This window comes from Achromobacter sp. EG18, from assembly GCF_059759395.1.
This window is the reverse complement of sequence record NZ_CM186213.1, coordinates 3,931,466-3,955,946: the sequence shown is the minus strand read 5'-3', so window position 1 is coordinate 3,955,946 and position 24,481 is coordinate 3,931,466. Positions and strand designations below refer to the sequence as shown.

At 68.3% G+C, this 24,481-nt stretch carries 26 protein-coding genes; 4 read left to right on the top strand and 22 right to left on the bottom strand.

Features of this window, described 5'->3' with window-relative positions:
* Positions 1-42 precede the first annotated feature (42 nt).
* From AC6CR5_RS18030 to AC6CR5_RS18020, 3 genes are all read right to left on the bottom strand, one after another.
* Positions 43-588: a DUF934 domain-containing protein gene (locus AC6CR5_RS18030; RefSeq protein WP_020926065.1), complete on the bottom strand. Its 546-nt coding sequence runs from the start codon at positions 586-588 to the stop codon at positions 43-45.
* Positions 581-2,317, bottom strand: coding sequence for a nitrite/sulfite reductase (locus tag AC6CR5_RS18025; protein WP_024070596.1), 1,737 nt, complete (start codon positions 2,315-2,317; stop codon positions 581-583). Before AC6CR5_RS18025 ends, AC6CR5_RS18030 begins: the two co-directional genes overlap by 8 nt.
* 159 nt (positions 2,318-2,476) lie before the next feature.
* Positions 2,477-4,006, bottom strand: a complete 1,530-nt coding sequence (locus AC6CR5_RS18020; protein ID WP_498084788.1) for an MFS transporter — start codon at positions 4,004-4,006, stop codon at positions 2,477-2,479.
* A gap of 124 nt (positions 4,007-4,130) precedes the next feature.
* Between AC6CR5_RS18020 and AC6CR5_RS18015 the strand changes: the two genes are divergently transcribed.
* Positions 4,131-4,994, top strand: coding sequence for a LysR substrate-binding domain-containing protein (locus tag AC6CR5_RS18015; protein WP_498084787.1), 864 nt, complete (start codon positions 4,131-4,133; stop codon positions 4,992-4,994).
* Between the two features lie 75 nt (positions 4,995-5,069).
* Here the strand turns inward: AC6CR5_RS18015 and AC6CR5_RS18010 are convergent, their stop codons facing one another.
* Together AC6CR5_RS18010 and AC6CR5_RS18005 are read right to left on the bottom strand one after the other, a co-directional pair.
* The gene (locus AC6CR5_RS18010; protein WP_006390012.1) at positions 5,070-5,261 is read right to left on the bottom strand and encodes a DUF2970 domain-containing protein; all 192 of its coding nucleotides are present in this window, start codon (positions 5,259-5,261) and stop codon (positions 5,070-5,072) included.
* A gap of 84 nt (positions 5,262-5,345) precedes the next feature.
* Entirely contained in the window at positions 5,346-6,266 is a 921-nt protein-coding gene (locus tag AC6CR5_RS18005; RefSeq protein ID WP_024070593.1) for a LysR family transcriptional regulator, read from the bottom strand.
* Positions 6,267-6,586: 320 nt separating this feature from the next.
* On the opposite strand from AC6CR5_RS18005, the gene AC6CR5_RS18000 reads away from it, so the two are divergent.
* Entirely contained in the window at positions 6,587-7,921 is a 1,335-nt protein-coding gene (locus tag AC6CR5_RS18000) for a DUF3100 domain-containing protein (protein WP_498084786.1), read from the top strand.
* Between the two features lie 162 nt (positions 7,922-8,083).
* Here the strand turns inward: AC6CR5_RS18000 and AC6CR5_RS17995 are convergent, their stop codons facing one another.
* From AC6CR5_RS17995 to AC6CR5_RS17945, 11 genes are all read right to left on the bottom strand, one after another.
* A complete protein-coding gene (locus AC6CR5_RS17995; RefSeq protein ID WP_241116202.1) occupies positions 8,084-8,668 on the bottom strand; it encodes a hypothetical protein in 585 nt (194 codons plus the stop codon).
* A 228-nt stretch (positions 8,669-8,896) separates the two neighbouring features.
* Positions 8,897-9,502, bottom strand: a complete 606-nt coding sequence (locus AC6CR5_RS17990; protein WP_006390017.1) for a glutathione S-transferase — start codon at positions 9,500-9,502, stop codon at positions 8,897-8,899.
* 25 nt (positions 9,503-9,527) lie between these two features.
* Complete coding sequence (locus tag AC6CR5_RS17985; protein ID WP_498084785.1) at positions 9,528-11,234, bottom strand: FAD-dependent oxidoreductase; 1,707 nt, start codon at positions 11,232-11,234, stop codon at positions 9,528-9,530.
* 5 nt (positions 11,235-11,239) lie between these two features.
* Entirely contained in the window at positions 11,240-11,980 is a 741-nt protein-coding gene (locus AC6CR5_RS17980; protein ID WP_498084784.1) for an SDR family NAD(P)-dependent oxidoreductase, read from the bottom strand.
* A gap of 8 nt (positions 11,981-11,988) precedes the next feature.
* Complete coding sequence (locus AC6CR5_RS17975) at positions 11,989-12,744, bottom strand: SDR family NAD(P)-dependent oxidoreductase (RefSeq protein ID WP_498084783.1); 756 nt, start codon at positions 12,742-12,744, stop codon at positions 11,989-11,991.
* A gap of 9 nt (positions 12,745-12,753) precedes the next feature.
* Positions 12,754-13,473 carry an ABC transporter ATP-binding protein gene (locus AC6CR5_RS17970; RefSeq protein ID WP_024070589.1) on the bottom strand — a complete coding sequence of 240 codons (720 nt, stop codon included), beginning with the start codon at positions 13,471-13,473 and terminating at the stop codon, positions 12,754-12,756.
* Positions 13,466-14,230: an ABC transporter ATP-binding protein gene (locus AC6CR5_RS17965; RefSeq protein ID WP_058665611.1), complete on the bottom strand. Its 765-nt coding sequence runs from the start codon at positions 14,228-14,230 to the stop codon at positions 13,466-13,468. The genes AC6CR5_RS17970 and AC6CR5_RS17965 overlap by 8 nt, the downstream gene beginning before the upstream one ends.
* Positions 14,227-15,231 carry a branched-chain amino acid ABC transporter permease gene (locus AC6CR5_RS17960; protein WP_038504514.1) on the bottom strand — a complete coding sequence of 335 codons (1,005 nt, stop codon included), beginning with the start codon at positions 15,229-15,231 and terminating at the stop codon, positions 14,227-14,229. Before AC6CR5_RS17960 ends, AC6CR5_RS17965 begins: the two co-directional genes overlap by 4 nt.
* On the bottom strand, positions 15,228-16,130 hold the full coding sequence (locus tag AC6CR5_RS17955) for a branched-chain amino acid ABC transporter permease (protein WP_020926089.1): 903 nt from the start codon (positions 16,128-16,130) through the stop codon (positions 15,228-15,230). Before AC6CR5_RS17955 ends, AC6CR5_RS17960 begins: the two co-directional genes overlap by 4 nt.
* 61 nt (positions 16,131-16,191) lie before the next feature.
* Positions 16,192-17,403, bottom strand: coding sequence for an ABC transporter substrate-binding protein (locus AC6CR5_RS17950; RefSeq protein ID WP_498084782.1), 1,212 nt, complete (start codon positions 17,401-17,403; stop codon positions 16,192-16,194).
* A 92-nt stretch (positions 17,404-17,495) separates the two neighbouring features.
* Positions 17,496-18,287: an SDR family NAD(P)-dependent oxidoreductase gene (locus AC6CR5_RS17945; RefSeq protein ID WP_006390026.1), complete on the bottom strand. Its 792-nt coding sequence runs from the start codon at positions 18,285-18,287 to the stop codon at positions 17,496-17,498.
* Between the two features lie 226 nt (positions 18,288-18,513).
* On the opposite strand from AC6CR5_RS17945, the gene AC6CR5_RS17940 reads away from it, so the two are divergent.
* On the top strand, positions 18,514-19,170 hold the full coding sequence (locus AC6CR5_RS17940; protein WP_230846684.1) for a GntR family transcriptional regulator: 657 nt from the start codon (positions 18,514-18,516) through the stop codon (positions 19,168-19,170).
* 509 nt (positions 19,171-19,679) lie between these two features.
* Here AC6CR5_RS17940 and AC6CR5_RS17935 read toward each other — a convergent pair.
* Both AC6CR5_RS17935 and AC6CR5_RS17930 read right to left on the bottom strand, forming a co-directional pair.
* Positions 19,680-20,330 carry a carbonic anhydrase gene (locus AC6CR5_RS17935; protein WP_006390028.1) on the bottom strand — a complete coding sequence of 217 codons (651 nt, stop codon included), beginning with the start codon at positions 20,328-20,330 and terminating at the stop codon, positions 19,680-19,682.
* Positions 20,331-20,744: 414 nt separating this feature from the next.
* On the bottom strand, positions 20,745-21,080 hold the full coding sequence (locus AC6CR5_RS17930; RefSeq protein WP_006390029.1) for an FxLYD domain-containing protein: 336 nt from the start codon (positions 21,078-21,080) through the stop codon (positions 20,745-20,747).
* 378 nt (positions 21,081-21,458) lie between these two features.
* On the opposite strand from AC6CR5_RS17930, the gene AC6CR5_RS17925 reads away from it, so the two are divergent.
* Positions 21,459-21,827, top strand: coding sequence for a PsiF family protein (locus tag AC6CR5_RS17925; RefSeq protein ID WP_024070582.1), 369 nt, complete (start codon positions 21,459-21,461; stop codon positions 21,825-21,827).
* Between the two features lie 180 nt (positions 21,828-22,007).
* On the opposite strand, the gene AC6CR5_RS17920 is transcribed toward AC6CR5_RS17925, so the two are convergent.
* From AC6CR5_RS17920 to catC, 4 genes are read right to left on the bottom strand one after another with little or no spacing between them, the layout of a single operon-like run.
* Positions 22,008-23,048 carry a cyclase family protein gene (locus AC6CR5_RS17920; protein ID WP_498084781.1) on the bottom strand — a complete coding sequence of 347 codons (1,041 nt, stop codon included), beginning with the start codon at positions 23,046-23,048 and terminating at the stop codon, positions 22,008-22,010.
* Between the two features lie 3 nt (positions 23,049-23,051).
* Positions 23,052-23,831 (bottom strand): 3-oxoadipate enol-lactonase, encoded by a 780-nt coding sequence (pcaD, locus tag AC6CR5_RS17915; RefSeq protein ID WP_155867591.1) that lies wholly within the window; start codon positions 23,829-23,831, stop codon positions 23,052-23,054.
* 55 nt (positions 23,832-23,886) lie between these two features.
* Positions 23,887-24,183, bottom strand: coding sequence for a YciI family protein (locus AC6CR5_RS17910; protein WP_024070579.1), 297 nt, complete (start codon positions 24,181-24,183; stop codon positions 23,887-23,889).
* Between the two features lie 12 nt (positions 24,184-24,195).
* Positions 24,196-24,471 carry a muconolactone Delta-isomerase gene (gene catC / locus AC6CR5_RS17905; RefSeq protein WP_020926098.1) on the bottom strand — a complete coding sequence of 92 codons (276 nt, stop codon included), beginning with the start codon at positions 24,469-24,471 and terminating at the stop codon, positions 24,196-24,198.
* Positions 24,472-24,481 lie beyond the last annotated feature (10 nt).

The following is a 24,481-nucleotide window of genomic DNA, read 5'->3' as shown; positions in this document are numbered from 1 at the left end:
GGTTCGGTCCGGCCTCGATGGCATCGAGGCCGGCTGCGCGCGTCAGGCCTGCGCCGGCGCGGGCGCGCGGTAGGTCTTCTGGTAGTGCACCGTGAAGGTCTTGAACGCGTCCAGCGCCTTGCGCGGGTCGTGGCCCGGCTTGACCAGGAAGCTGTCGAAGCCGACGCGCGCCTGGTAGTGGATGGTGTCGATCATCACGTCGCCGACCGCGCGCAGCTCGCCCGTCCAGTGATAGCGGGTGCGCAGCAGTTGCGCCAGCGAATAGCCGCGGCCGTCGGTGTAGACGGGGAAGTCCACCGCGATGAAGGCGATGCCCGCCGGATCGAGCGTGCCGTCGGCTTCCAGCAGGTCGCGCAGGTCGGCGTCGGGCCCCAGCAGGACCGCGACCGGATGGCGATGGCGCCGCAGCGTGGCGTGCGAGGCCTTCCAGGTGGCCAGCGGCACGATCCAGCCGGGTTCGTCGGTCGGCACCTGGCCGTCGGCCGCGACCTCGGGATCGGGCACGAAGGGGCGGGCCGCGTCGCTTTCGAGTTGCCCGTTGCGGATCAGGTGCGGGCCGGGGGCGTCGTGGGCGTAGGGCTCAGACATGGGCGGCCTCCTGGGCGGGCTTGGCAAAGGCGGGGTCGGAATACACGTCCTGCTTGAAGGGATCGATGCCGACGCGGTCCACCACATCGATGAAGCGTTCTTCCTCGCTGTCGCGCAAGCCCAGGTAGGTGCGGATCAGGCGGTCGACCACGCCCGGCACCTGGTCGCGGGCGAACGAGGGCCCGATGATGCGGCCGATGGCGGCGCCGCCGCCCTTCGTCGATTCGATATCGGGCAGCGGTTTGGCGGCGCCGTTCTGGCGGCCGCCGATGGTGACCTGGTACCACTCTTCGCCGGCCTTATCGACACCCAGGATGCCGATGTGGCCGACGTGGTGGTGGCCGCAGGAGTTGATGCAGCCGGAGATGTTCAGGTCCAGCTCGCCGATTTCGAACAGGTAGTCGAGGTTGTCGAACTGGCGCTGGATGGCCTCGGCCACGGGGATCGACACGGCGTTGGCGAGCGCGCAGAAATCCCCGCCCGGACAGGCGATGATGTTGGTCAGCAGGCCGACGTTGGGCGTGGCCAGGTTCAGCGCTTCGAGCTTGCCCCACAACTCGTGCAGGCGCGCGCGGCGCACGTCGGCCAGGATCAGGTTCTGCTCATGCGACACGCGCAGTTCGCCGAAGCCGTATTCATCGGCCAGCGCGGCCACCGCGTCCATCTGGTCGGCGGTGATGTCGCCCGGCGGCACGCCGGTGGCCTTGAGCGAGACGGTGACGGCGGCGTAGCCCGGCGTCTTGTGGGCGTGCACGTTGGTGCGGACCCAGCGCGCGAAGCGCTTGTCGGCGGCGGCCAGCGCCGCCGTGTTGTCGGTATCGTGCGCCGCGGCCGGATCGTATTGCGGCCAGATGAAGCGCGCGGCGATGGTGTCGACGAATTCCTGCGTGATGGTGTCGGGGCCGCCCTTGATCAGCTGCCACTGTTCGTCCACCTGCTGCGCGTAGACTTCCGGCGTCAGGTCCTTCACCAGGATCTTGATGCGCGCCTTGTACTTGTTGTCGCGGCGGCCATGCAGGTTGTAGACCCGCAGCGCGGCCTGCAGATAGGTCAGCAGGTCCTGCCATTCGACGAAGGGGTTGATCAGCTTGCCGACGATGGGCGTGCGGCCCATACCGCCGCCGACCCAGACGCGGAAACCGAGCTTGCCGTCGCGCTCGACCGCCTGCAGGCCGATGTCGTGCACGCCGACCGCGGCGCGGTCCTGCACGGCGCCGCTGACCGCGATCTTGAACTTGCGCGGCAGGAAGGCGAATTCGGGGTGCAGCGTGGACCACTGGCGGATGATCTCGCACCACACCAGCGGGTCGATCAGCTCGTCCGGCGCGACGCCGGCGAAGTGGTCGGTGGTGGTGTTGCGGATACAGTTGCCGCTGGTCTGGATGGCGTGCATCTGCACCGTGGCCAGTTCGGCCAGGATGTCCGGCACGTCTTCCAGCTTGGGCCAGTTGAACTGGATGTTCTGGCGCGTGCTGAAGTGGCCGTAGCCGCGGTCCCACTTGCGCGCGATGTGCGCCAGGGTGCGCAGCTGGCGCGAGGCCAGGATGCCATAGGGAATGGCCACCCGCAGCATCGGCGCGTGGCGCTGGATATACAGGCCGTTCTGCAGGCGCAGGACGCGGAATTCATCTTCGGTGAGCTGGCCATCGAGGAAGCGGCGCGTCTGGTCGGCGAACTGCGCCACGCGCTGCTCGACGAGCTGCTGGTCGACGGGGTCATACACGTACATGTCTACTGCCCTTGAGGTCTTCTCGGTCTGGTCCCCGCAAGCGTGGCCCGCCGTAGGCGGGGACTGGGGGATTCATAACCGTAACAGGCAGCCGCTTCGACCGTCTAAGTCATTCTGGTAATAAGCGTATGCCTGCGGCAGACACCCGCGTGGCGGCGTTCAGCCGCCGGACCCGGCGACCGCCCGGGGACGCGGCCGGGCGCCCCGGAAGGCGGCCAGGCTGGCCAGCGCCAGCAGGCCGACGGCCGCCGCGCCGTACAGCATCACGTCGCCAAACCCGTGCGTCAGCGCGATCCGGGCCACGTCCTCGGGGATGGCGGGCGCGGCGCCATCGCCCAGGTTGCCCGCCGACAGGGCCTCGGCCATGGCGCGCAGCGTGGCATCGGCGGGCGCCTGGGGCCAATGGCGGCGCAGCGACGCCAGGACGCTTTCGACCAGCAGGAATCCCATCAGCGCGATATTGATGGACAGGCTGATCATGCGCACGCTGATGTCGATGCCCGAGGCCATGCCGGCGCGGTCGCCGGGCACCGCGCCCGTGGTGGTGTTGGTGACGGGGGTGTTGATCAGGCCCAGGCCGGTGCCGGCCAGCAGGCAGCCAGGCAGCATCGTCAGCCAGCTGGCGTGCGCGAAGCCGCTGCCCCATTTCATCAGCGCGAAGCCCAGGCAGATGGCGAACAGGCCGGCCGGGATCACCGTGTCGGGGCGGTAGCGCAGCGCCAGTTTCTCGCCCAGCGGCGGCGCCACCAGGGTCGGCAGGGTGTAGGCCAGCAGCGACAGGCCGGTGCCCAGGCCGCCGTAGCCCAGGCCGTTCTGGAAATACAGCGGCAGGTAGATCATGAAGGGCCAGAAGCTGAAGTTCATGGCGGCCGACGCCAGCAGCGCGCCCGAGAAGCGGCGGATGCGGAAGACCGCGAAGTCGAACATCGGGTCGGCGCAGCGGCGTTCGGCGATCACGAAGACGACCAGCGCCACGATGGCCGCGCCCAGGCTGGCGAGGGTCGCCAAGCTGGCGAAGCCCGCCGATGGCCCCTGGGTGATGAACCAGGCCAGTCCGAACACCGCCACTGACAGCGAGACGATGCCGGCCACGTCCAGCCTGCGCTGGCGCGGATCGCGCGATTCGTCCACGCCTTTCCACGCCAGGCCCAGGGCGATCAACGCCAGCGGGCCGTGCGCCAGGAACACCCATTGCCAGCTCGCTACCGCCACGATGGCCGAGCCGATGACGGGGCCGAATCCCAGGCCGACGCCGAAGGCGATGCCCCAGGCGCCAAAGGCCCGGCCGCGCGCGGCGCCGTCCTGGAAGCGGTGCGACAGCACCGCCACCTGGCAGATCAGCATGGCGCCGCCGGACAGGCCCTGCAGGGCGCGGCCGGCAATCAGCACGCCGGTGTCCTGCGCCCAGCCGCAGACCAGCGAGGTCAGGCCGAACACCGCCAGGCTGGCCAGCAGCAGGCGCTTGCGGCCGTAGCGGTCGGCCAGCGTGCCCGCGGCCATCAACACCGTGGTGCAGGCGATGGTGTAGGCGTTCATGATCCATTGCAGTTCCTGGAAGCCGCTGTGCAGGGCCTGTTCCAGCGTGGGCAGGATCACCGGCACGCTGGAGATCTCCAGGCCGAACATCAGGGCGGCCAGGCAGACGGCGGCCAGCGTAAAGCTATTTTTCTGCGCTATCGAAAGCGGCATCGGGGTTCTCACGAGAGGTCGGCGGCGGGAATCCGCTGCGGGACCTCATTCTGGGAGCGTGTTAAAAATGATGGAAATGATTTAATTTCGTCGGATTCATCAATATTCATCATGAGTTGACGCCATGGACTTCGATACCGCCTTGTTGCGCACCTACGTCGCGGTCAAGGAGGCCGGCGGATTCACCCGCGCCGCCGAACGGCTGCACCTGAGCCAGTCGGCCGTCAGCCACCAGATCCGGCGCCTGGAAGCGCAGGCCGGCACCGCGCTGCTGGTCCGCACCACCCGCAGCCTGGCGCTGACCGAAGACGGCGAGGACTTCCTGCGCTACGCCGAGCAGGTACTGCGGGCGCAGGACGCGCTGACGCGGCGTTTCCAGCGGTCATCGGTGGCGGGGGCGGTGCGCCTGGGCGTGCCCGAGAATTTCATGGGCGAACGCCTGCCATTGCTGCTGGCGCGGTTCGCGCGCGCGTTTCCGGCGGTGCGCCTGGACGTGGTGGTCGGCAGCTACCTGGATCTGCGCACCCAGGTCGAGGCGGATATGCTGGATCTGGCGGTGGTGATGGCGCTGCCCAGCGAACCCGAGCGCGGCGCGATGCTGCGGCGCACGCGCTTCGTGTGGGCGGCCGCGCATGCGTTCGACTATTCCGGTGACGAGCCCATACCGCTGGCCTTCGCGCCGTCTCCCTGCGTGCATCGCCTGGTCGGCGTGGACGCGCTACGGGCGGCCGGCCTGGAATGGCGCGTGGCTTTCACCTCGCCCAGCCAGGAGGGCCTGCGCGCGGCCGTGCTGGCGGGGCTCGCGGTGACGGCGCTGCCGCAGGAAGACGTGCGGCCCGGCATGGATGTGATCGACGGCCGCTACGGCCTGCCGCCGTTGACCCATGCCGAATTCAGGCTGATTTCGCGCCAGGCGGAACAGCAGGCGCCGGCGGTGCGGGCGTTCGGCCAGTTGCTGACGGAAATGTCGGCGCTGGCGCTGCCCTAGCGTGCTGGCTCGCGGCTACGCGGGCACGCGATCCGCCCATTGACCCCATGGCGTCATTGCAGATCGCGCGGCGGTCTACAGCGCGGCGTTGACCGCCCAGCGCGCCACCAGCACCAGGATCACGACCAGGCAGGCGGCCATCAGCAGGCCGGTGAGGATCAGCGGAGCGGGCTTGTTGTGGGCGATGTCGGCGTCGTAGCCGCGGCCGCGGCGCACGCCGAAAAAGCCCCACAGCACGGATTTGACCGTGCGCAGGAAGCTGAGCATGGCGGGTCTCCAGACAGGGGATGGACCCACTGTAGCCGCCCCGGCGCGGGCGGGGCAGATGCAGATTCGCCCCTGGCGACCATATCAGATGGCGTCGGCGGGCGTGCCGATGCCGCGCACGATGTGGTCCAGCAGTTCGCGCGCGGCGGGCGAGATGTGGCGGCCGGCGCGGCTGAGCACGTGCAGGCTGCCCTGGTTGAGGATGGGGTTGGCCAGCGGCAGGCTGGCCAGGCGCAGTGCGGCCATGTCGGCGGTGACGGCGATCGGCGGCGTCAGGGCATAACCGATGCCGGTGGCGGCGAACTGCCACAGCGCCTTGAACGACGAGGTGGTCAGCACGTTGCGCAGCCGCACCTGTTCGCTGATCTCGGCGGCCTGGATGTGCTGGCGCACGCCGAAGCCTTCCTGCATTGCGGCGCCGGGATACTCGACCAGGTCGGTCAGCAGCAGCGGGCGCTGCAGGCGCGTCAGCGGATGCTCCTGGCGCACGATGGCGCGGATCGGCTCGGGGCGCGAATAGTGCGTGCGCAGCCGTGCATCGTTGGGCGGCTGGAACACCAGGCCGATGTAGGCTTGGTCGTCGACGATGCGCTGCACGATTTCCGAGGTGCGGGCCACGTCGATGTCCAGCGTGACTTCCGGATGATTGCGCCAGTAGCCGGGCAGGACGCGGTCGAACATCAGCTCGACGAAGCCTTCGCCCAGCACCAGGTCGATGTGGCCGCGTTCCGCCTTGCGCAGGCTGTCGATTTCCGAGAAGAAGCTCTCCTGGATGTTCTGCTGGCGCTTCACGTAGCGCGCCAGGATGTGGCCGGCGTCGGTCGGCACCACGCCGCGGCCGCGCCGTTCGAACAGCGCCATGCCGCAGTCGCGCTCCAGCGCCGCGATGGCGCGGCTGACGGCGGACGGGTCCATGTTCAGCACTTCGGCGGCGCCGCGCACCGAGCCGCGGCTCATGACCTGCATGAAGTAATGGGTGCGGCGGGCGTCGAGTTTTTCGTCCATGGGGAAGCTCCGTGGCGCAAAGGCATCGGTTCGGTCTGCAACATATTGAGGGTTTACCCTTATATATTGCCGGTTCTTGCAAAAAATTCCCTGCCCAGGGGCATCCGTTGCATTTTACGCAACACATTAGCCCAGGCGCTGTCATGGTTGGCGCGCCGGCCCCCGGGCGAAAATCGCCGCTGCCGCCCGCTCGCATCGCGAGCCGTCCCTACGGACCGCCCCGTGCACGCCGTCCCGCGCCAGCCGTTCAGCGGGGCTGGCCCGCCACGGACATGCCGATCGGGCCGCGCCATACCTACTCACGTACTCAGGGGAATCCGATGTCTCATGCCAGCGCCAGCCTGGCCATGCCCGCCATGTCGCTATCGAGCCGCATCCGCATGCTTGTCGCCATCTTGCTGGTGGTGCTCGTGTCCGAAGCGATCGGCAGCCTCACCTTCGCGGTGGGCCCGGGCAAGATCGTTCTGCAGCCCATGCTCTGGGCCATCTTCATCGGCGCGGTCGTGGCCGCCTTCGGCCAGCGCCTGCCGGCCAACGCGGGTATCGACACCGCCATGCAGACCCGCATCAGCGGCTACCTGCAATACGCGCTGCTGCCGTTCCTGGCCAAGCTGGGCCTGATGGTGGGCGGCTCGCTGCCGCAGGTGCGCGACGCCGGCTGGGCCCTGGTGTTCCAGGAATTCGGCCACTTCTTCGGCACCATGGCCATCGGCCTGCCGCTGGCGCTGCTGCTGGGCATCAAGCGCGAAGCCATTGGCGCGACCTTCTCGGTGGGCCGCGAGCCGAGCCTGGCGATCATCGGCGAGCGCTACGGCATGAATTCGCCCGAAGGCCGCGGCGTGATGGCCGAGTACATCACCGGCACCGTGATCGGCGCGCTGTTCGTGGCGCTGATGGCCGGCTTCATCACCAGCCTGAACATCTTCGATCCGCGCTCGCTCGCCATGGGCGCCGGCGTGGGCTCGGGCAGCATGATGGCCGCGGGCGTGGGCGCCATCGCTTCGCAGCAGACGCCGGAAGTGGCGCACCAGGTGGCCGCGCTGGCCGCCGCCGCCAACCTGCTGACCACGGTGGTGGGCGTGTACTTCACGCTGTTCATCTCGCTGCCGACGACCATCTTCCTGTACGGCAAGCTGGAGCCGGTGCTGGGCCGCTTCTCGCGCGCCAAGGCCGAAACCGCCGCCGACACCACGGCCGCGACCGACGCGCCGTCGCACGCCGTGAAGATGGGCTTCGGCGACCGCCTCACCGCCTATGCCGTGTGTGGCCTGTTCGCCCTGGTCGGCAACCAGTTCGGCTACAAGGTGCCGATCCTGGACGCGCTGCCCGGCATGCTGATCATCATCCTGCTGGTCGTGATCGCCGACCTGCTGCTGCGCGTGGTGCCCAAGCTGCCTGCCGTGGCGGTGCTGTCGCTGATCGCCATGACCGTGGGTTGCCCCGGCGCGGTGCCGTACTCGGACCAGATCATCGCCGCGGTCAACAAGGTCAACTTCCTGCCGTTCACCACGGTGATCCTGGCGATGGCCGGCCTGTCGATCCTGAAGGACCTGCCGGCCTTCCGCAAGCTGGGCTGGAAGATCGTGGTGGTGTCGCTGGCGGCCAACGCCGGCACCTTCCTGGGCGCGACGATGATCGCCGAGTTCTTCCACTGATCGGACGTCGCCGTCCGGCAAGTGACAAGCCGCCCGTGTGGGCGGCTTTTTTCTTGCCTGGATCGGCGCAGTGGTGCACGTGAGCGTTATCCGAGGCGTTTCTGCCCGAGCCTTCGTGTCGCGCGCGGGGGGCCAGGCGCGGATTGCGCCTGCGCGGTTCAATCAAGTGCGCGCGTTGGGCCGGTAGCGGGCTTGGTCGGTCACGTTCTCGGTGGGGCCGATGTTCTCGACCTTGGGAATGCCGAGGCCGGCGGCCTTCAAGGCCACGGTGGTCTGTAGTTCCTGCACTTGCGGGTTGCCCATGGCCACGCGATAAGGCTGCAGCGGCGTCAGGCCTTCGATGGTGCCGAGATCATTGGCGCTGTCGGCGCGTAGCGCCACCGGGTCGGGACGCGCCGAGAATTCGTCGATGGCGCGGCGCAGGCGGGCATCGGCGTACAGGTCGCGCAGCTGGTCGACGTTGATGGCGGGGGGCGCGGCGGCCACGAGGGCCACCGCCCGGGATGGCGTGTTGGCGACGGCGCGGCCGGCATCGGCGTCATCCGCCTGCGGTGAGGCAGCCGCGCGGGCGATGCGCTGAGCCTGCCAGGCGGCCTGCGCCTGGGCGCTGCGTTGCGCCTGGCGCGTGGCGGCGTTGCGGGCGGCCCATTCGGCTTCCCAGACGGGGCGGGTGTCGTCCAGCAACGGAATGCGCGCGGCATACGGCGCGGCGACGCGGGCGATGGGGGAGACGGCGGACACGTTCATGCGTGGGCTCCCTGGTCGGTGGGGTCTACCAGTTGGTCCGGCGGGGACCTTGGAAGTTCAATATAGACGGTCCCGCGCGGGGCGGTATGTCGATCTGTAAGAAAAAAAAGCCCCTGGCAAAAGCCAGGGGCGAGCGGCGGGCCCAAGAGGGCGCGCCGTACCGGGCGGCCGTTGCGCCGGGAGCCCGGCGGGTTCTCCAGGCTTGGCGGCCACCCAAACCGGAGCGGGTCAGGCGTGCGGCAGCGTGGCCTGCATCGAGGGGCGCTGGTTGAACGCCTTGAACCAGGCGGCGACGGCGGGATGGCCGGCGCGCCAGTCGAAATCGGGATAGCGGAAGTCCAGGTAGCCCAGGGCGCAGCCGACGGTGATGGTGCCGATGTCCAGGCGGCCTTCCAGGCGGGCGGCGGTCTTCTCGAGCAACGCCAGGCCGTCGCGCACCTTGCCCATCTGGCCTTCGTACCAACCGTCCCAGCGCAGCGGCTCGGGGCGCAGCACGGTTTCGTAGCGCGCCAGCAGCGCGGCGCCCAGCATGCCGTCGCCCAGGGATTGTTCGGCCAGCGCGGCCCAGCGGGTGGCGCCAGTGGGGAACAGCGCGCCCTTGCCCAGGTCGTTCAGGTATTCGCAGATGACGCGGCTGTCGAACAGGCGCTGGCCGTCGTCGGTGATCAGCGTCGGCACCTGGCCCAGCGGATTGTCGGGGATGATGTTCTGGTCGCGGGCCACGGGGCCGGCGGCGCTGGGCAGTTTCTCGATGCGGTCGGCCAGGCCCAGTTCGTGGGCGATGACCATGCATTTGCGCACGAAGGGCGAGGCGGGCGAGAAGTAGATCTTCATGGGAGTCCTTGTCGGTGGTGGTGCGTCAGTGTTGGGCACGGGCCAGGTGTTGTCCAGCGACCCAGCCGAAAGTCAGGGCGGGTCCGAGCGTGATGCCGGGCGCCGGATAGGCGCCGCCCATGACCGAATGCATGTCGTTGCCGGCCACGTAGAGGCCGGGAATCGGCTGGCCGGCGGCGTCCAGCGCCTGCGCGTTGCCATTGGCGGCGATGCCGCGGGCGGTGCCGATGTCGCCGGCGTACACCTTGACCGCGTAGTAGGGGCCGGCGCCGAGCGGCGCCAGGCAGGGGTTGGGCTGGTGCTCGGGGTCGCCCAGGTAGCGGTTGTAGGCGGTGCTCCCCTTGCCGAAGTCGGGGTCCAGGCCTTGCGCCGCGTATTCGTTGTAGCGCGCGACGGTCGCGTGCAGCGCATCGGGCGGCACGCCCAGTTTCTGCGCCAGCGCCTCCAGCGTTGCGCCTTGCAGCAGGTAGCCGGCATCGATGAGATGCTGGCGCGGCCGTCCGCCGGGCAGCGCCAGGCCCAGGCCCCAGGTATCGATGAAGCGCTGGTCGCACAGCAGGAAGGCCGGCATCGTCGGCACCTGCTCGTGGCTGCGGTACATGGCCTGCACGAAGGCGTGGTACGAAGTCGATTCGTTGACGAAGCGGCGGCCGGCGCCGTTGACGGCGATGAGGCCGGGCTTGGCGCGGTCCCACACCAGGTGGGGATAGTGCAGGCGCTTGCCCCCAGGTTGTTCCAGGATCGACACCGGCGCCCAGAAGGCGGGGCTGGAATGGCCCTGGCCCAGCGTTGCGCCGGCGTCCTCGGCCAGGCGGATGCCGTCGCCGGTATTGTCGCGCGGCGCCATCGACCAGTCGTCGGTGGGGTGGGGGTAGGTCTGGCGGCGGCGCGTCGAATCCCACGGAAAGCCGCCGGTGGCCATGACCACGCCACGGCGGGCGCGGATGTTCATGCGCCGGCCTTCATGCTCGACGGTGGCGCCCAGCACCGCGCCGTCGGCATCGCGCAGCAGCGTCAGCGCCGGCGTGTTGAGCCAGTAGGGCACCTTGCGCGCCAACATCGCGTGGAACAGTTGGGCGGCCAGCGCGTTGCCCAGCAGCAGGCGGGTGCCGCGGTGGTAGCCGCGCAGGCGGTCGGCGCCATAGCGCAGCACCAGCTTCATGGCGTGGCGCCACGAGGCGAACGCGCGGGTGGCGCGCAGCAGGTGGCGCACGTCGGTGATGCTGACCATCATGCCGCCCAGCACCGTGAACTCCTTCAACGGATCGCGCAGCGTCTTGAAATGGCGGCCCAGCTTGCGGCCGTCGAATTCCACTGGATCGAGCGAGCGGCCGCCCATGGCGGCGCCGGGCAGGTCGGGGTAATAGTCGGGCGAGGCGGTGCGCGCGGCCACCTGCAGGAAGCCGCGCGCGACCAGGTCATCCATCATGCGCGGGCCGGCGTCCAGATAGGCGCGCTTCATCTCGTCGGGGGCCGCCGCGCCGACGGTTTCCTGCAGATAGGTCCAGACCTTGTCGAAGCTGTCCGGATGGCCGGCGGCCTCGGTCTGCGCATTCAGCGGTATCCATAGCGCGCCGCCGGAAATGGCGGTCGAGCCGCCGATGCGGTCGGTCTTCTCGATGAGCAATACGTCCAGGCCCGCCACGCTGGCGGTCAGCGCGGCGCTCATGCCGCCCGCGCCCGAGCCGACCACGAGCGCGTCGACTTCCTTGTCCCACTTGATGCTGTCCATGCTGCCTATGCTCCCGACCCGCCCAGCGACTTGCCGCCGTCCACGAGAATCACCTGGCCGGTGATGAAGTCCATTTGCGGCGAGGCCAGGAACGACACCGCGTTGGCCACGTCTCGCGGCTGGCCGGCGCGGCCCGTGGGCTGCAGCGCCAACTGCGCCGCCAGGCGCTCGGGGCTCAGATTGCGCAGCAGCGGGGTGTCGATCAGCCCGGGGGCGATGGCGTTCACCAGGATGCCGCGTGGCGCCAGTTCCATGGCCGAGGCGCGGGTGTAACCCACCAGCGCGGCCTTCGAGGCCACGTAGTGCGGATGGTTGCGCGCGCCCAGGTAGGCGCGCGAGGCGATGTTGACGATCTTGCCGCCGGCGGCCATGTCGCGCGCGGCTTCCTGCGTCAGGGTGGCGACGGCCAGCAGGTTGACGTCGTACATGCGCCGGTAATCATCGCTGGTGACGTCGAAGAACTTGCGTTCGTCGAACAGGCCGGCGTTGTTGACCAGCGCCGCCAGCGGCGCCAGTTCGCGCACCAGGGCGCGGGTGGCGTGTTCGTCGGCCAGGTCGACCACGCGGTAGTCCACATCCAGGCCCTGCGCGCGCAGCGCCTGGGTTTCCTTGTCGGCCAGGGCCGCGTTGCGGTCGGCCATGACGACCCGAAAGCCGTCGCGCGCCAGCCGCTCGACGATCGCCAGGCCCATGCCGCTGGCGCCGCCGGTGACCAGCGCGGTGCCGAGGGAGTTGAGGGGTTCCATATCGATTCCTATACGGCCAGGTAGCCGCCGTCCACCGGCAGCACCACGCCATTGACGTAGCTGGCCATGTCCGAGGCCAGGAACAACACCGGGCCGACGATCTCGTCGGCGCGTCCGGCCCGCGCCATCGGCGCGCGCCGCATGTACCAGTCGGTGCCGTGGGCCTGGGCGCGCTGGCCGGCGGTCATCTCGGTTTCCATCAGGCCGGGGGCGACGGCGTTGACGCGCACCCCGTGCGGCGCCAGGTCGCGCGCCAGCACTTCGGTGAAGGAGCGCACGCCGCCCTTGGATACCACGTAGCCGGCGGTCGAAATGCCGCAGCCATAGGCCACGATCGAGCACAGGTTGACGATGGCGCCGCGGCGGGCCTTGAGCTGTTCGACGAAGGCGTGGGTGACGTTGAAGGTTCCCTGCAGGTTCACGTTCATCACGCGTTCCCAGATCTGCGGGGTCTGTGGATCGTCGAACGGCGCGCGCGCCGAGATGCCGGCGTTGTTGACCAGCACGTCGATGGCGCCGTGGCGCGCTTCGCATTCGGCGGCGAAGGCGCGTACCGCGGCGGCGTCGGTCACGTCCAGCGCGGCGTCGATGGCGCGGCCGCCGGCGGCCGCAATGGCCTGGGCGCTGGCGCGGGCCAGGGCGGGATCGAGGTCGGCCACGATCACGGTGGCGCCTTCGCGCGCGAAGCCCTGCGCGATGGTGGCGCCCAGGCCGCGCCCGGCGCCGGTGACGAGGACCCGCTTGTCTTGCATCATCAGGGTCATGGTTCGCTCCTAGCCGCCCAGGTAGGCGCGCTGCACGCCTTCGTCGCTGGCCAGCGCGGCCGATGCGCCTTCCAGCGCGATCTCGCCGTTTTCCAGGATGTAGGCATAGCTGGACACCGACAGCGCCAGCTTCACGTTCTGTTCCACCAGCAGGATGGTGATGCCCTGTTCGCGGTTCAGGCGCAGCACGATGTCGAATATCTGTTCCACCACCAGCGGCGACAGGCCCATGGACGGTTCGTCCAGCAGGATCATGCGCGGGCGCGCCATCATGGCGCGGCCGGTGGCCAGCATCTGCTGTTCGCCGCCCGACAGCGTGGCGGCCTTCTGCTCGAAGCGCTCGCGCAGCCGCGGGAAGGTATCGCAGACCATGTCCAGGTCGGCCTTGACCGCCTGGCGGTCCTGGCGCAGGTAGGCGCCCATCTCCAGGTTCTCGCGCACGCTCATTTCGCGGAAGATCTCGCGGCCCTCCGGCACCTGCACGATGCCGCGGCTGACGATGGCGTCGGCCGGCTGGCGATGGATGGCCTCGCCCGCAAAGCGCACGCTGCCCGCGGTGGGCGTCACCAGCCGCGAGATCACGTTGAGCGTGGTGGACTTGCCGGCGCCGTTGGCGCCCAGCAGCGCGACGATGGCGCCCTGCGGCACTTTCAGCGACACGTCCTGCAGGGCGCGGATATTGCCGTAGGCGGCGCTGACCGATTCGACTTCAAGCAGGTTCTCAGCCACCGGCGGCTCCCTTGCCCAGATAGGCTTCGATGACGCGGGGGTTGCTGCGCACCTCCGCGGGCGTGCCTTCGGCGATCTTCTCGCCGAACGACATGACGGTGATGCGATCCGAGATCGACATCACCAGCTGCATCACGTGCTCGACCAGCAGCACCGTGATGCCGTCGCGTTCGCACAGCTCGGTGAGGATGCGGTCGAGCGTCTCGATCTCGCGGTTGCGCAGGCCGGCGGCGGGCTCGTCCAGCAACAGCAGCTTGGGCGAGATGGCCAGCGCGCGCGCCAGTTCCAGCATCTTCTGGCGGCCGAAGTCCAGGCTGCACGCGGGCGTGTCGAGGAAGTCGGCCAGGCCGACGCGTTCGAGCAGGTGCTCGACGCGTTCGCGCGCCTCGGCATTGGCCGGGCGCAGCAGGCGCGCGGCCGTGCTGGCGCCGTGCGCATAGGTGCCCAGCAGCGCGTTCTCGCGCACCGTCAGCGCGCTGAACAGTTCCAGGTTCTGGAAGGTGCGGGCCACGCCCAGCGCGGCCATTTCGTGCGGCTTCTTCTTCGTGATGTCGACGCCGTCGAACAAGATGCGGCCCTGCGTCGGTCGGTAGTAGCGCGAGACGCAGTTGAAGGTGGTGGACTTGCCGGCGCCGTTGGGGCCGATCAGCGCGTGGATACGGCCGCGTTCGACCTGCATCGACAGGCCGTTGATGGCGGTCAGACCGCCGAATTTCACCGTCAGGCCCTGGACGTCGAGGTAGGGTTGGGCGCTCATGCGGCGCTCCTTTGCGTGGGTTTGGCGGTGGCGCCCTGGGCGTCCCGGCGCGCGGGCAGCGGCGCGGCTGGCGGCGGCGCGCGGCGGCGCGCCTCGCGGCCGGCGAACAGGCCCTTTGGCGCGAACATCATGAAGCCCATCAGGATCACGCCATAGATGATTTCCTGGAACGACAGCGCCTGGCGCAGCAGCTCCGAGATCAGGCCGAAGCCGATGGCGCCGGCGATGGCGCCGCGCACCGAGCCGATGCCGCCCACCACCACCATGGTGAGGATCAGGATGGTGGTCTGGAAACCCAGGCTCTCCGGATGGATGAACGAGGCGAAGGTGGTGTACATGCCGCCGGCGATGCCGGCGTAGGCCGCCGACAGCGTGAAGGCGGTGCGCTTGATGGCGTTGACGTTCACGCCCATGGCCTGCGCCGCCACGTCGCTCTCGCGCACGGCGCGAAAGGCCGAGCCCAGCTGCGAGCGCGACAGCGCCACGGTGACCCACAGCAGCAACGCGGCGATCGCTACCACGAAGGGATAGGCCTTGATGTCGGACACCAGCTCATAGCCGAACAGCGTGGCCGGCGAAATGCGGAAGCCGTTCGAGCCGTTGGTCACTGACTGCCAGTTCAGGAACACCCACTGCATCGCCTCGCCAAAGGCGAACGTGGATAGCGCCAGGTAGATGTCGCGCATGCGCAGCGCCAGCGCGCCGATCAGGTAGCCGAGCACGGCCGCCAACAGCCCGCCCGCCAGGATCGAGACGAAGAAGGGCGGATGCCACAGGTTGTTGATCAGCCCGGCGGTGTAGATGCCGACGCCGTAGAACGCGGCGTGCGACAGGGCGAACTGCCCGGTCTCGCCGATGACGATGTGCAGGCCCAGGGCCAGCACCACGAACACCATCAGCAGGTTGACGACGTAGATCACATAGCCGCTGGCGACGAACGGCAGGGCCGCCAGCGCCACGGCCATCAGCGCCAGCAGGGCGCGGTCGGTCTTGGATTTCATACTTTTTTCACCTGCAGTTTGCCGCCCAGCAGGCCTTGCGGACGCAGCAGCAGCACCACCATGATGGCGACGAAGGGCGCCACCACGATGGCGTTGGTCGAAATGAACAGGCCCACCAGGTTCTCGGCCACGCCGATCACGAAGCCGCCGACCACCGCCCCGGGCAGGCTGGTGATGCCGCCGACGATGGCGGCCGCGTAGGCCAGGATGGCGATGTGGCCGATGTCCGGCGTGATCAGGATCTTGGGCGTGATGAGCAGCGCGGCCACGGCCGAGATCAGCCCGGACAGCGCCCACACCATCATGCGGATGCGCGTCAGGTTCACGCCCACCAGGCGTGCGGCCTTGGGGTTCATGCCGACGGCGCGCATGGCCTTGCCCACGCGGGTGTAGGTGAACATCACGTACAACAGCAGCATCACGCCCACGGCCACGGCGAAGATCACCAGGTCCAGCTGTGTCAGCACGGCATCGCCGATGAGGATGGCGTCGGTGGGGGCCAGCGGCGGCAGCGAGCGCGGCGTGTCGCCCAACCCGCTCTGGCGCACCAGCCCTTTAAGGGCGTAGGCCAGGCCCAGCGTGGCGATCACCATCTGCACGCCCACGCCCCTGGAGGCGATGACGCGCTCCATGACGACGCGCTGGAACAGGCCGGAGACCACGGCCACCACCAGCAGCGTGACTGGAATGACCGCCAGGTAGGGCCAGCCCATCACCAGGGTCAGGAACAGGGCGATGTAGCCCCCGACCATGAAGATCTCGCCCTGGGCGAAGTTGGGCACGTCGGTGGTCTTGAAGATAATGACGACGGCGACCGCCAGCAGCGCGTACACGCTGCCCGTCACCAGTCCCGACAGCACCCCCTGCTGCAGGAACAACCAGATATCGGCAAAGCTCATGATGGTCTCCGGCGGTCCGCGCGGCGCTGCGCCGCGGCGCGGACCTGGCCTGTGGCGGCGGTTACGGCTGGTACTGCCAGACGCTCTTGAAGGCGCCCGGCACGAGCGACATGCTGGTGCCGTCGAACTTGATGTAGATGGCCGCTTCCTGCGCGGCGCGGTCGTTCGGGCCGAATTCGATCGGGCCGGCCATGACGCCGGAATCGAACTTCATGGTCTCCAGCGCGGCCAGCACCTTCTCGCGGGTGGGCTGCGGGCCGGCGGCCTTGAGCGCATTGACCACCGCCATGGCGGGCGGCAGGCCGTAGGGCATGTAGGTCTGCGGGTGGCCGGGCTTGGCGGCCAGGTCCGGATAGGCCTGCTTGTACATATCGTAGACCCAGGTCAGCTTGGCGCCGCCGGGCACGTCGGCCAGCACTTCCTGGATGTAGACGTTCTTAAAGGCGTCCTTGTTGCCGACGTTCTCCACCAGTTGCTTCAGGTCGGCGGTGCCGTTGACGGCCAGCACGATGGGCTTGTTCCAGCCCAGTTCCTGCGCCTTCTTGATGATCAGCGCGGCGGGGCGGGCGTAGGTCGTCAGCAGCAGCACGTCGGGATTGCCGGCGCGGATCTTGAGCATCGGCGCGGTCACGTCGGTGATGTTGGGATTGACCGATTGCACCTGCAGGTTCAGGCCGCCCAGCTGCTTGGACTGGGCCTGGGCGGCTTCCAGGTTCCAGCCGCCGTAGGCATCGTCGTGATTGATGTAGCCGATCTTCCTGGCCTTGAGGTGCTCGGCGGCGAACTGCACCATCGAGCCGCCCACGGCGTGCTGCGAGATCGAGAACGCGCCGTAGATGTACTTGGACGGCGGATACAGCGCGCCGTCACCCGAGGCGTTGAGCATGACCAGCGGCACCTTCTCGCGCTCGACGTATTCGCGCGCGGCCACCACGGCGGCCGAGCACGAGCCGCCGTTCAGCAGGAACACCTTGTCCTGCTCCGTCAGCTTCTTGACCGCCGCCACCAGGTCGTTGGCGTTGCAGCGGTCGTCCTCGATCACCAGCTCGATCTGGCGGCCGTTGATGCCGCCTTCCTTGTTGACCTTGGCGTACCACATCTTGGCGGCGTTCAGCACGTCAAAGCCATAGGCCATGCCGCTGCCCGACAGGGGCGCGAACAGGCCGATGCGGATGGTCTTGTCGGTGATGCCGGGTTCCTGCTGCGCCTGGGCGGAAGCGCCCAGGGCGAGGGCGCATAGCGCGGCGGCCGCGTGGCGGCGGAGGTGCTTCATGGTTTGTCTCCCGTTTTTTGAGTGCGCGCCTTTATCCATGGCGCGTTGCTGCTTGGCGGCGAAGCCGCCGGATTGGGTTCATTGCACAGGGTTCACTGCATGCGGTAGCCGCCGTTGACGTCGATGACGCTGCCGGTGATGTAGCCCGCTTCTTCCGAGGCCAGGAAACGCACCGCGGCGGCGACATCGTCCACCGTGCCGATGCGGCCCAGCGGAATCGCCTGGGCGGCCGCCGCGAGCGCGCCGCTGCTGGTGACGGTGCTGCGCAGCATGTCGGTGTCGATCAGCCCCGGCGCGATGCCGTTGACGGTGATGCCCAGGTGCGCGGATTCGCGCGCCATGGCCTTGGTCAGGCCCAGCACGGCCGACTTGGCGGCGATGTACGAGGCGCTGGAGCGATAGCCGCCCAGTTGCGCGGCGACCGACGTGAAGGTGACGATGCGGCCATGCTTGAGCGGCGCGGCTTCGCGCCGGCGCAGGTAGGCGCGGCCGCACAGGAACACGCCGCGCGCGTTGACGGCGAAGCTGCGTTCCCAGATGTCGAGCGTAGTGTCCTTGATGAGCGGGCGTTCGCCGTTGGGCTGGAACAGCAGCAGGCCGGCGGCGCTGACCAGCACGGCGATGGGGCCGTGGGCCTGCTCGATCTGGTCGAACGCCGTTTCGACGGCGCTTTCATCGCTGACGTCGAAGGCATGGGCGCTGTGGGGCGCGCCGAGTTCGTCGGCCACGCGGCGGGCGCGCTGGGCATCCACGTCCGACACCACCACGCGGTAGCCTGCGCGGGCCAGCTCCTGGCAGATGGTGGCGCCGATGCCGCCGCCACCGCCGGTGACGAGCGCGAGCCGCGGAGCCGGGCCTGCGGCCGGCGTGGATACATTGGACATGCTGCCTCCTGTTGCGCGGATTCGCCCGCCTTGGAAACGGCGTCCGCTGATCTGAATTTTTGGCGATTATGTATACATGATGGGGAGGCAGGTATAGGGGGTTTCCCGTAGTTGCGCATGAAGCTTGATGGTTATCATTGGGGAAAGCCCTAGCGTGATGGTATGGAGCGCTGTCGCATGTATTCTTCATGTATACAATGCGGGCATGGATACGCTATCTCAACACGTGACCGATACGCTGCGGGACTGGGTGCTGCATGGCAAGTTCAGCCCGGGCGCCCGCCTGGAGGAAATTCCGCTGGCCGAGAAGCTGGGGGTGTCGCGCACGCCGGTGCGGGCGGCCCTGGCGACGCTGGGCAACGAGGGGCTGCTGGAGCACTTGCCCAAGCGCGGCTATACGGTGCGGGCGTATGACCTGGCCGAGATCGTGGCGGCTTACGAGGTGCGCGCGGCGCTCGAAGGATTGGCCTGTCGGCAGGCGGCGCTGCGCGGTTTATCGAATGACGCGGTGGCGGTGCTGAAGAACTGCCTGGACGAAGGCGATCGCATTCTCGGCAAGGGCGTGCTGCTGGCGGAGGACCATCTGCCTTACCAGCAGGTCAACATCACCTTGCACAACGGGATCCTGGAGGCGGCGGGCAATCCGTGGGTGAAGCGGTTCGCGACGCAGGCGCAGGCGATTCCTTATGCGTCGGATCGGATCATCCTGTGGGAGGACCATGGGATCATTCTGCGGTCGCATGATGATCATCATCGGATCGTCAATGCCATTATTGCGCGGGATGGGGCGCGGGCTGAGGATCTGATGCGGGAGCATGTCTACTATGCGGGGATCATTCTTAAGAATAATTATGAGAGGTTGGCGCAGGCCTATCGGGTTTGAGGGGATTGCTGGCGCTGTTGTTGGGTTCTTTAGGCGCGGGCGCCGGGGCAGGCGGGGGATGGCGGGGCTACGATTGCGGTCCGGAGCGTTCGCTCCGGACTCCCCCTTCGTCATCTTCGTCCAGGCCTGCGGCCTTCCCTTCAGATTCCCTCGGGCGCATCTACACGCCCCGCCATCCCCCGCCTGCCCCGTCACCCGCTCGCGATGAGCCTTAACGGGGGCCGTGGGGGCTAGTTGTTTGCTTGGCGTTTTTGCCAGCGATCGGGGGTAGGGGAAGGTCTTGCGGGGTCGCCAAAGGCGGCCGCGCGGGCGGCCTTCTTTGGCGTTTGGGTGTCTGGCGTCGGGGATGACGCTGCGCGCTGGTGATGGCGCTGCGCTGGCCGTGTGATGTTGCGGCTGCGCTGTGACGGTTTGGCGTGCCAGCCGCGTTTGCATGGCGCGGATGCGTCTGCGCTATTTGTCCGTGGCGACATGCGCGCGGCGGCTGAGCCGCCGCGTTTGCGGAGCGGTCAGCCGGGCAGGCCGGTCTCCAGGCAGGGGCTGAATTCGCCGGTGGCGGGGTCGCGCAGGAACAGGACGCCGGTGGCGACGCCGAAGTAGGTGCCGTGCAGCTCCAGGTCGCCCTTTTCGACGCGGCGGCGGATGGAGGGGAAGGTCATCAGGTTGTTCAGGCTGTGGCCGATGACGGCGAGTTCCAGGCGCTTGAGGTTGGCGGCGCGGTCGTCGCCGCCGGGGCCGAGTTCGTCGGCGACGGGCGCGATCTGGGACATCCACTTGCCGATGAAGTCGCCCTTGGTCAGGGGCTTGGCGTCGTCGAAGAAGGCGCGGATGCCGCCGCAGGAGGCGTGGCCGAGGACGACGATGTGCTTGACGTTCAGGCCGTTGACGGCGAATTCGATGGCGGCGCTGGTGCCGTGGTACGAGGATTCGGAGTCGGGGTCACAGGGCGGGACCAGGTTGGCGACGTTGCGCACGACGAACATTTCGCCGGGGCCGGCGTCGAAGATGGCTTCGGGCGAGACGCGCGAGTCGCAACAGCCGATGATCAGGATTTCCGGGCTTTGCCCAGTTTCGGCCAGTTTTTCGTAGCGGCTGCGTTCCGAGTGGAAGCGGCCGGCGAGAAAGGACTGATAGCCTTCGGTGAGTCTTTTGGGAAACATGATCTTTTCACTTCCTTGATAACTGGGCCGGGCATGCCGGCGTGCCGGCGGACGCAACAAGGGGCTTCGTGTGGAAGCCCCTTTTGTCGAGTCGGCTGCGGAATTTTCCCACAATTGGACTTGCGCCGGCTTGACTAAACCCTATCCTGATAAGGGTTTTTTGCCGGAGCAATCCGTCGGGCAAGTGAGCGCAGCGTGGGAAACGCGCGGCCGTCGCGCAAGAAAAGCCGTCCGGTCGCCCGGCCGCCCGAAGGCCGGACAGCCCCCTCGGGGGGCAGCAAGCGCGCAGCGCGCAGCGTGGGAAACGCGCGGCCGTCGCGCAAGAAAAGCCGTCCGGCCGCCCGGCCGCCCGAAGGCCGGACAGCCCCCTCGGGGGGCAGCAAGCGCGCAGCGCGCAGCGTGGGGGTCAACCATTCACCTGGCCCGGATGTCCAGGGCGGTGACCTTGGCGAATTGCAGCGGCGTGATGGCGCGGATCATCTTGATCTGGCCCGGCGCCAGGGGGCCGATGTCGTCGTCGCGCACGCGGCCGATTTCGCGGCCCTGTTCGTCGTAGAGCACGAAAGTGAGCATGACGTAGTTGACGGCGCGGGCCGATTGGTTGGCCAGCGAGCCGGTGATGGTGGAGACGTTTTCGTTGGCGTCGCGGATCGCCTGGATATTGCCCAGCGTGACGCCGTACAGGTTTTGGGCATGGGCGGCACCGGTCAGGCCGGCCAGCAATGCGAGGGAGGCGAGGACGGTTTTCATGGCGGTCTCCTGTGACCCGGTTGCCGGGCGTCCCAGCCGCGGACTCTGGGGCCGCGTGTCGGGATCATGCGCCTATCTCACACCTTTCCCGCCGGGCGCACAACGGGCCAAAGGGATGAATGGGTAACAGGTTGCAGGGGATGGCCGCAGATTCATCTGTGGATGCCACAAGTGCATCGGAATGTCTCCGACTTGCGGGTATTTCCGCGCCTTTCCGCAAGCTGAACGATCGCGGCGGCGTTAGCATTTGTTGTCCTTTCGGCGCTTGCGGAGCATGCGGCTTTGTCCGATGATGACCACGCCGGCAACTTGGCCGGCGGATCTTGCGGCCCGGGTGTGCGCCAGGATGGCGTCGGCGGGCGCTCAAGGGAGGAACTCATGCTTTCCCGTACTAGCCAATTGGCTTCGGCCATCGTGTTGTCCGCCTGTTTCCTGGGCGCCGTCCATGCCCAGACGCCGGCCGCCACGCCCGCACCCGCCAAGACCCCGGCGCCTGCCGCCACGCCCGCCAAGACGCCAACCGCGCAGCAGCAGCGCATGGCCGATTGCAACAAGTCGGCCGAGGGCAAGAAGGGCGATGATCGCAAGACGTACATGAGCGCCTGCCTGAAGGGCGAGGCGCCGCCGCCCGCCAAGCAGCTGACGCCGCAGCAGCAGAAGATGAAGGACTGCAACGCCAAGGCCGGCGAGCAGAAGCTGACCGGCGACAAGCGCAAGACCTTCATGAGCACTTGCCTGAAGGGCTGAACGCGGCGTTGATTCCGCGCAGGTGAAAAGCGCCGGCCGTTGAACGGACAGGCGCTTTTTTCTGCGTGCTCCAAGTCGGCCGTCGCCCGTTGCGGCGAGCCCTGATGGCGACGGTGCCGTTGAAGAGCGTACCTGCCAGGCGCGCATTCCCGCCACGCCCGGCGCAACCGCAGGCGTCGCCTACACCGTGGCGATCGGCGTGACCGGCGAGCCGATCGCGTGCGGCAGGCGCAGCGGCGGGGCGGTCAGCATGAAGCGATGGCGGCCGTTGGCGCGAAGCCAGTCGGCCAGGTCCTTCAGGTACCACAGCTCGGCCAGCGGCAGGCCCAGCTTGAACAGGCAGTGGTGATGCAGCGGCAGCATGGCGCGCGGGCCGGTTTTCTCGCGCGCGGGATAGGCTTCCACAGCATAGTTGTCGGCGCAGATGGCGGCGATGCCGCTGTCGGTGATCCACTGCAGCAGCGCGGCGTCGGTGCCGTCGAGCGCGGCGCCGTAGGTGTGCAGCACCTCGGCGTCGGGCTTGCCGGCCATGGCGACCACGGCTTCGGCGTAGCCGGTGCGCAGCACCAGCATGTCGCCGGGCTCGATCTCGATGCCGTCCGTCTTCAGCACGTGCTGGATCTCGGCGTGGCCGATCAGGGTGCGGCCGGGGCCGTAGTGGCGCGCCAGGTCCAGCAGCACGCCGCGGCCCTGCATGCCTTTCTGCGCCAGGTTCTCGACGCCCAGCTTCAGCGCGGCCGAGGGGCCGCCGCTGTTGCAGCCGCAGCCGGTGTGGTCGCCATCGGCCGGGCCGATGACGTCGACGCCGGCCTGGAAGCCGTTGTAGTAGCGCAGCTCGGGCTGGCCGTCGCCATCGGCGTCGAACAGCGCGCCGACGTGCGCCAGCGCGTCCCATTGCGTCGAGTACTGCATCGACAGCAGCACCTGGTCGTCGCTCAGCACGTCGACCGCGTCCGGGTTGACGTTGCGCAGCGGGAAGTTCAGGTAGGGCGTGTCGGCCAGGCGCGTCGGGCTCAGTTGCGGCGGATGGCGCCGCGGGTTGAGCACGTTGCCGCCGGGCAGGTCCAGCGGCAGCGACAGGCAGAAGGTTCTGCCGGCGCGGATTTCACGCGCGCCTTTCAGGACCTGTTCTTCGGTGATGAGATTGAGGCGGCCGAGTTGGTCGTCGGGTCCGAAGTCGCCCCAGTTGGAGCCTTCGGGCCGATGGGTCCAGCGCTGCATGGTTTACTCCGTGAGGAAGTCGACCACCGCGCGGGTGAAGGCTTCCGGTTGTTCCCAGTTGGAGATATGGGAGGTGTTCAGTTCGAGGTAGCGCGCGCCGTTGATGGCGGCGGCCAGTTCCTGGCCCTGCGCGGGCGTGGCGGCCAGGTCGTGGGTGCTGCTGATGACCAGCGTCGGCGCCGTGATGGCCGACACCTGTTCGCGGAAATCGGCGTCGCGCAACGCGGCGCAGTTGCCCGAGTAGCCGGCGTCGGAGGTGCGGCGCAGCATATCGACCAGCACTTGCGACAGGCCCGGCTCGGCGGCGCGGTAGCCGTCGGTGAGCCAGCGCTCGACCAGGGTCGGGGCCATCTTTTCCAGCGTCTGTTCGGCCACGGCGGCGATGCGGGCGCTCCAGCCTTCGGCCGAGCCGATGCGCGCGGCGGTATTGCACAGGATCAGCTTGCCGATCAGTTCGGGACGGTTCAGCGCCAGCCACAGGCCGGTGGGGCCGCCCATCGACAGGCCGCAGAAGTGGGCGCGTTCGATGTTCAGGTGCGCCAGCAGTTCGGCGACGTCGTTGCCCAGCTGCGCGAAGCTGTATTCGCCGTCGGGGATCGAGGATTTGCCGTGGCCGCGGGTGTCGTAGCGCAGCACGCGGAAGTGCTTGCTCAGCGCGGGAACCTGGCGTGCCCACATGTCGGCGTTGGTGCCCAGCGAATTGGAGAGCACCAGCACCGGCGCGTCGGCGGGGCCATCGATGACGTAGAACAGCCGTGCCTGGCTGAGATCGGCGTAAGACATGCGGAAAATCCTCGGGGAATGAAAGCGCGGCCCCCCGGAGGCGGCCGCGTGGCGATTACAGGTGGCAGGTGCCGTCGACGTAGGCCTTGCGCCAGCGCGTGATGGTCACGCGCTGGAACAGCTGCGCCTGGGCGAAGGGATCGGCGTCGATGAACTGCTGCGCGGCCTCGCGCGTGTCCAGGTCGACGATGTACAGGCCGCCGCCCAGGTCCTTGCCGTCATCCTGCAGCTTGGCGCCGCAGGCCAGCAGCAGGTGCTTGTTGGCGTCCAGGTATTCGAGGTGCGCGGCGCGATGCTGCTGGCGCACGGCCTGGTGGTCGGGCTTGTCGAAGGTTTCGATGATGTAGGGCATGGGCGGCTCCGATCAGATGGCCGAGGGATGGCGCGCCAGCGCCGTCACCTGGATGTCCATGTACGGGAACAGCGGCAGCGACGACAGCAGCGCGTGCAGTTCGTCGTTGTCCTGCACGTCGAAGATGCTGACGTTGGCGTAGCGGCCGACGACGCGCCACAGGCTCTTCCACTTGCCGTCGCGTTGCAGCTGCTGCGCCAGGGCCTTTTCGTCGGCCTTGAGCTTGTCGGCTTGGGCCGCCGGCATGTCGACGGGCAGATTGACCTGCATTTGAACCATGAACAACATGATGGGTGTC

Coding starts and splice junctions, on each gene's coding strand:
- AC6CR5_RS17990 (WP_006390017.1), bottom strand. CDS start 9,502: ATGAAGATCTACTTCTCGCCCGCCTCGCCCTTCGTGCGCAAATGCATG.
- AC6CR5_RS17945 (WP_006390026.1), bottom strand. CDS start 18,287: ATGTCCAATGTATCCACGCCGGCCGCAGGCCCGGCTCCGCGGCTCGCG.
- AC6CR5_RS17960 (WP_038504514.1), bottom strand. CDS start 15,231: ATGAAATCCAAGACCGACCGCGCCCTGCTGGCGCTGATGGCCGTGGCG.
- AC6CR5_RS18010 (WP_006390012.1), bottom strand. CDS start 5,261: ATGCTCAGCTTCCTGCGCACGGTCAAATCCGTGCTGTGGGGCTTTTTC.
- AC6CR5_RS17975 (WP_498084783.1), bottom strand. CDS start 12,744: ATGACCCTGATGATGCAAGACAAGCGGGTCCTCGTCACCGGCGCCGGG.
- AC6CR5_RS18025 (WP_024070596.1), bottom strand. CDS start 2,317: ATGTACGTGTATGACCCCGTCGACCAGCAGCTCGTCGAGCAGCGCGTG.
- AC6CR5_RS17980 (WP_498084784.1), bottom strand. CDS start 11,980: ATGGAACCCCTCAACTCCCTCGGCACCGCGCTGGTCACCGGCGGCGCC.
- AC6CR5_RS17910 (WP_024070579.1), bottom strand. CDS start 24,183: ATGCCCTACATCATCGAAACCTTCGACAAGCCCGACCACCAGGCCGTG.
- AC6CR5_RS17965 (WP_058665611.1), bottom strand. CDS start 14,230: ATGAGCGCCCAACCCTACCTCGACGTCCAGGGCCTGACGGTGAAATTC.
- AC6CR5_RS17920 (WP_498084781.1), bottom strand. CDS start 23,048: ATGCAGCGCTGGACCCATCGGCCCGAAGGCTCCAACTGGGGCGACTTC.
- AC6CR5_RS17930 (WP_006390029.1), bottom strand. CDS start 21,080: ATGAAAACCGTCCTCGCCTCCCTCGCATTGCTGGCCGGCCTGACCGGT.
- AC6CR5_RS18000 (WP_498084786.1), top strand. CDS start 6,587: ATGTCTCATGCCAGCGCCAGCCTGGCCATGCCCGCCATGTCGCTATCG.
- catC (WP_020926098.1), bottom strand. CDS start 24,471: ATGTTGTTCATGGTTCAAATGCAGGTCAATCTGCCCGTCGACATGCCG.
- AC6CR5_RS18015 (WP_498084787.1), top strand. CDS start 4,131: ATGGACTTCGATACCGCCTTGTTGCGCACCTACGTCGCGGTCAAGGAG.
- AC6CR5_RS17985 (WP_498084785.1), bottom strand. CDS start 11,234: ATGGACAGCATCAAGTGGGACAAGGAAGTCGACGCGCTCGTGGTCGGC.
- AC6CR5_RS17955 (WP_020926089.1), bottom strand. CDS start 16,130: ATGAGCTTTGCCGATATCTGGTTGTTCCTGCAGCAGGGGGTGCTGTCG.
- pcaD (WP_155867591.1), bottom strand. CDS start 23,831: ATGTCTTACGCCGATCTCAGCCAGGCACGGCTGTTCTACGTCATCGAT.
- AC6CR5_RS17925 (WP_024070582.1), top strand. CDS start 21,459: ATGCTTTCCCGTACTAGCCAATTGGCTTCGGCCATCGTGTTGTCCGCC.
- AC6CR5_RS18005 (WP_024070593.1), bottom strand. CDS start 6,266: ATGGACGAAAAACTCGACGCCCGCCGCACCCATTACTTCATGCAGGTC.
- AC6CR5_RS17935 (WP_006390028.1), bottom strand. CDS start 20,330: ATGTTTCCCAAAAGACTCACCGAAGGCTATCAGTCCTTTCTCGCCGGC.
- AC6CR5_RS18020 (WP_498084788.1), bottom strand. CDS start 4,006: ATGCCGCTTTCGATAGCGCAGAAAAATAGCTTTACGCTGGCCGCCGTC.
- AC6CR5_RS17950 (WP_498084782.1), bottom strand. CDS start 17,403: ATGAAGCACCTCCGCCGCCACGCGGCCGCCGCGCTATGCGCCCTCGCC.
- AC6CR5_RS18030 (WP_020926065.1), bottom strand. CDS start 588: ATGTCTGAGCCCTACGCCCACGACGCCCCCGGCCCGCACCTGATCCGC.
- AC6CR5_RS17995 (WP_241116202.1), bottom strand. CDS start 8,668: ATGAACGTGTCCGCCGTCTCCCCCATCGCCCGCGTCGCCGCGCCGTAT.